The 5,368-nt window shown below is 49.8% G+C and carries 4 protein-coding genes; all 4 read left to right on the top strand.

What is annotated here, in order from left to right; translation table 11 throughout:
- The first annotated feature begins 869 nt into the window (after positions 1-869).
- Positions 870-2,003 carry a C4-dicarboxylate TRAP transporter substrate-binding protein gene (locus MK323_14940; GenBank protein MCH2483441.1) on the top strand — a complete coding sequence of 378 codons (1,134 nt, stop codon included), beginning with the start codon at positions 870-872 and terminating at the stop codon, positions 2,001-2,003.
- Between the two features lie 110 nt (positions 2,004-2,113).
- Entirely contained in the window at positions 2,114-2,677 is a 564-nt protein-coding gene (locus MK323_14935) for a TRAP transporter small permease (protein ID MCH2483440.1), read from the top strand.
- Positions 2,678-2,837: 160 nt separating this feature from the next.
- On the top strand, positions 2,838-4,166 hold the full coding sequence (locus MK323_14930; GenBank protein ID MCH2483439.1) for a TRAP transporter large permease: 1,329 nt from the start codon (positions 2,838-2,840) through the stop codon (positions 4,164-4,166).
- A 110-nt stretch (positions 4,167-4,276) separates the two neighbouring features.
- Positions 4,277-4,678 carry a hypothetical protein gene (locus tag MK323_14925; GenBank protein ID MCH2483438.1) on the top strand — a complete coding sequence of 134 codons (402 nt, stop codon included), beginning with the start codon at positions 4,277-4,279 and terminating at the stop codon, positions 4,676-4,678.
- Positions 4,679-5,368: the final 690 nt, after the last annotated feature.

Below are 5,368 nucleotides of genomic sequence, written 5' to 3'. Positions count from 1 at the left end.
GTCCTGCCAGTTTTCTTTGGGGTGGGTAGCCTCTTGGTCGTATAGGGCGGACCGGGGGCCCAACTTCTCTACGGTCAAATCCCTGACGCTTTTAATCAACTGATCCCGCAACTGGCTTCGCTTATCATCCCGTGCCATATTGATTTCCTCTCATATTCAAAGGGCAGCAAACATGCTCTCGCTGCCCGTGCCGCCGAATTCTATCCTTCACCAGAGGGTGGGGCAAGGGCACAAACTTGGCACGCCTGTATCTATTAGAGCCTGTTTGAGGCCTCCGGTGACAGTCCGACCGGATGTCGCATCTCGGTGACACTGACAATAGAAAAGGGCCACCGCAATCCCAGACGGTGCCCCTCAAGAAAGGACCAACCCAGTGGAGCAACTACCACCTGGCAAGGCTCGCGCGACAGCGTCGTATCGAGCTTTGGGACGACAATGCCTGAAATGGGCTTAACCCACCAGCCGTTTGATTAATTGCATGTTTGGAGAAAGCTTTAGCCCCGATATGCCCCATTCCTGCCGATCGGTGGCTGTTATGCGGATGCAGGTTGCTGATTTAGTCATGTATGGCCGCACGCTAGGCAGATAGCAATTCTTGATTTAATTGCTTTATTGTCCCGAATCCTGGTTAATTCCATAATTCCGTTTCATCCAATACCATCGAGTTTCAAAGAGGGCGTGACCAATTTTCAGGGCTTAATCATCTAAAAGGACTTTCGGATTCATTTTTAGTTATTTACCATTATTTGCGGTATGGTTGGCTATATATCGTCTAATAGTGTCGGACAGATGAAATTATGGTATACATACACCGCTTGCATTGTTTATGCCTAATTCTAACCAAAGTCAAAAGTAATGGGGGAAACTTGATGAGCAGTACTAAGAAAACAGTTTTGTTCTGGTTGTTCTCAATCGTAGCGCTGTCGTTAATAATAGGATGTTCAGGAGATACTGAGTCTCAGGCGGAAGAAACGGGAAAGAACGACACGCCTGCTGCCGCACCAGCGGAAGTCTTCAAGTTGAAATTCTCATCGCCCTTGGCGCCGCCGCCGTTTTTGATCAGCGAAACACAGAAATGGTGGGCTGACCAAGTTGCCGAAAGGAGCAACGGACGTATCGAGTTTACCGATTTTTATTGGGCTGGAGCACTCGCCAAGGGAGGTGAGACACTCGAGGCCGTAGAGGTCGGCATAGTAGACGTAGGCATAGTCACGTACCCGTATTACGCCGGCAAATTGCCCTTAGGGAACTTTAGTTACGCAGTTCCTTTTGGGTCGGGTGATCCTGCTGTGATTTTGAAGGCAATCCGTACCCTATACGATACGGTTCCCGCACTCCGGGCGGAGACAGAAAGGTACAACCAAAAATACTTGTTACCGGGTGTTATAGGTACCTATAATCTAACCTCAACGAAACCAATCGTTAATTTCGAAGACTTCGACGGTCTCAAAATTGCGTCCATCGGTGCATACCACCCCAAGATCCTTAATGCCGCTGGTGCCACTGCAATCCACATGCCAGTTGCCGAGAGATACCAGGCACTACAGTCTGGCGTTATCGAAGCCGAATTCCTGCCATGGGACATTTCGTATGCTTATAAATACCAGGAGTTCGCCAAGCATGCGACGTGGGTGGATATGGGCGGGGCGGCACCGGTGGGGCTAGGCGTCAATAAAGATATCTGGAACAGTTTGCCCCGAGACCTCCAGCAGTTGATGTTGGATGTGGCAGACGAGGCCGCGGATCGAAGTATAGCCCTCATTAAGGAACGTACAGAAGAAGCGAAGGCTGGCTTCGCGGAAGCTGGCGTAACCTTCCATGAGATGCCCTTCGCAGAAAAAGAAAAATGGGCGCAAGCCTTGAGCGATATTCCAGGTGATTGGATTGAGGAGATGGAAGGGAAAGGCCTCGCGGGAGAGAAGGTTATGGTGGGATATCTTAATCTACTCGAAGAGGCCGGGCATGAGTTCCCTCGCAAATGGGCTGCGGACTATCGAGACTGATTTTGTGTTAATCGGCCGTATCAAAACCCTATAAGTGTTGCATTAGATACGAGGGCTACTCCATGGGGTGCCCTCGTATTTATTTTGTTGCGATTAAGAGGCCCAAAGACATGGATAATTCCGAACGCGAGAACCCCAATCCTAGGCCGAAATGGTTGGTCATAGCTGATAATGGGCTCGGAAGTGTCATCAGTGGTGCAGCGTTAATATCAGCAACGTTAGTATTGATTCTGATGATTCTGGTGACGGCAGATATCATCGGTCGTTATGTGTTCAGTAAACCGGTACCAATGACGTATGAAGTTGGTTCGTTCTTGATGGTATTTATCGTTTTCTTGGGAATCGGTTATACCCAACGAATGAAAGCTCATATCCGGGTTGAATTCTTCACTCTGCGCCTACCACCTAGAATCAGAGCGGGTTTGGATCTCCTTACTCTCACCTTAGGGATCATCCTGTATGTAGCCATCTTCTACCAAGGAATGAAGTGGTCCTACACATCATTTCAGGTCGGTGATTATGTGGCCGGTCTGGTCAACATACCCAGATGGCCGTCCCAATTCGCGGTACCTTTAGGAGCGCTACTGCTGTCTCTTCAATTCGCTTCTGACTTTGTACACAGATATTTGGAATTACTCCAGATAGTGAAGAATCCGAAGAGCGGGAACCAATGATTCCCATATGTGGGTATTCCTCGAAATTACGTAGCATTCCAATCAATGGTTTTAGAGCAGCCTATCCGATACATTGCAGTTGGTTCTTCAACTAAATGGCGGGATGGGCTTCGAAGTTAGGCTGATTAAGGCCTTTAGGTAGTTTCAGTGGAGGAGCAACATGGACCCAGTTATCTGGGGAATAATAGGATTCGTGGCCGTTTTATTTATGATGGGCCTGGGGATACACGTTGGGGTCGCGTTGGGTACGACGGGTATCGTCGGAATGTACGCAATGACCCACAAAGTGGATTTTGCTCTGGCGCTTCTGACTACCACGCCTTATTCCACTACCAACGTTTACGCCTTCGCTATATTGCCACTGTTCATAATCATGGGATTAATAGCCATGCACGCAGGCCTGAGCGCTGGGGCGTTTGATGCTGCATACAAATGGGTCGGACGACTTCCCGGAGGCATGGCTCTTGCGACTACCTGGGCGAATGCTGTGTTTGCGGCGTGCACAGGATCGAGTGTCGTTTCTTGCGCAGTGTTTACAAGAATCAGTCTGCCCGAGATGTCTAAACGCTCTTATGATCCTAACTTCGCCTGTGGCACTATTGCAGCTGCGGGCATGCTCGGGATGCTTATCCCTCCCAGTGCATTGATGATCATATATGGAATACTAACTGAGCAAAGCATCGGTAAATTGCTCATGGCAGGTATCGGGCCAGGCATTCTTTTAACCTTAATCTTCTCTTCAGGTATCGTTGCCTATGGGATCCGCTTCCCGACTCGTGCCCCAAGATCAGAAACCGCCTTTTCGATCACAGAAAAACTCAAGGCTACGGTTGGTGTTTCAGGAATTGTCATAATCGTCCTCGGAATTATCGGTGGCATGTACACTGGAATCTTTACTCCCACTGAGGCCGGAGCGGCTGGAGCCTTTGGTGCGTTGGTCTTGGCGTTAGGGATGCGTCGCTTGGGTAAAAGCGCGTTTGCCTCTGCGTTACGCGAAGCATCTCAAACCACTGCATTAATTTTCTTCATCCTCATCGGAGCTATGATTTTTGCCCGTTTCTTAGTGTTGACCGGCTTGCCTGGGGAATTCGTGGACATGGTCTATGCGTTAGATGTTTCTCCGATGCTCATAGTTGTGCTTTTCCTGCTCATGTATGTCTTTTTGGGCATGTTTCAAGATTCAATTTCAATGATGTCGATCACGCTACCTATAGTTCATCCAATCATCGTTGGTCTTGGGATAGACCCGATATACTTCGCGATGCTAGTCATAATGGCTATAGAGATCGGATTGATTACACCTCCGTTGGGATTAAACGTTTATACCGTCCGGTCCGTGGCGGTTCAAATGCCGGAGGGTAGAGACATCACCTTGGAAGGTATCTTTGCGGGTATATTACCGTTCTTCTTTCTGTCCATTTTCGCATTGATCGTCTTGATCTTAGTACCCTCGATCAGCACGTATATACCATCACACCTCTTAGGCTAGTCAGGATTAGTTGAACCGACGTTGATGAGCTGGTAGTGTAGGCGTTCAGCGATAATGGGACACTTTTAAGGGCAGAAAAACATGAGGGTGGTCGTGGGTATGGACTCCTGGTGCAGGGTATAGATTTACCCCACCGAACCAGCGCGGACGCCGCAACGTTGATTTTGAGAGATGGCTTCAAAGATAGAGCCGACTCGACTGGGACAAATCTCGGGTTCTACGACCAGATTCCAGAAATCAAAGCCGTGTGGTTTGCCGACGCCCCGTTGGATGGCGATGAAGGCAGACAGCTCTTGCTAGAAATCCCTGATGAAGTCGCCCAGAAAGTGGATAAGACTGTCCGTACGGGGTTATGGGGGCGCAGTTCCTTGGTGACTAGGTCTAACGCTCAAGATGGGCCGCCAGAAGTCGTTGAAGAAGGCAAAGCCTACCAGGAATTCATTATCCCCGCGGAAATCGCGAACCAGTATGGCCCGCCAACGGACATCACTGACTTAGCAGATATATTTTAGCCAACGAACCCTGATATCTCAGAAATCACCGTCCAAAGTTCCAGGCTTAGTTCGGTGTTGCCGAAGTTTGGGGGACGACGTGGGGGACAGACTCACAGCCGTTTCTTGCGCCAACGCGGGCCAATCAACTAGGCAGGGCGAAATACCTCACGACGAAGATTTCCTTACTTCGGTCATCCAGAGCGGAACGTATTAAGGCGATACATTCCCGTCGCAAGATTGTGCCAACCTCTAACAACTTATCCGCCAGGACTTCAACTGCCGCCCAGTTGTCTTGCAAAATGACCCGCACCCGATGCCCAAGCCATTCCAGGTACGCGCTTAATTCGTTGTCATCCCGATTCTTGGTCAGCCACCCCAATGCCTCGACGGCGTGACCTCTAGGGTTAGTAGTTGTGGGTAAGTTTGGGGCGGGATCTGTAAAAATGGCGGTGTTCCGAAGTCTTGTAAGGTCCACTGGTCTGGTAAATTTTTGTTCCAGTCCGGGCCAGCCGACCAAAGCACCAATGCTGCGACCATAAGGCGGTATCTCACCCGGACTCCACGCCGCGTCGTAAGTCTAGTCCAGCCCGTAAAGAAGGTCCGGCTCATGCTCTCCCGGAACGCAAGGAGGGGTAAGCCGAACGAAGTAGGAAGTTGCAAAGGCGAGTCGGCGCAGCTCCGCAGGTAAACTGACGAAAAAGCTATCCG

This window comes from Gammaproteobacteria bacterium, assembly GCA_022450155.1.
In the GTDB taxonomy this organism is placed as follows: domain Bacteria; phylum Pseudomonadota; class Gammaproteobacteria; order Arenicellales; family UBA868; genus REDSEA-S09-B13.
The sequence above is the reverse complement of the archived record's forward strand: the minus strand, read 5'-3'. Positions and strand labels throughout refer to the sequence as shown.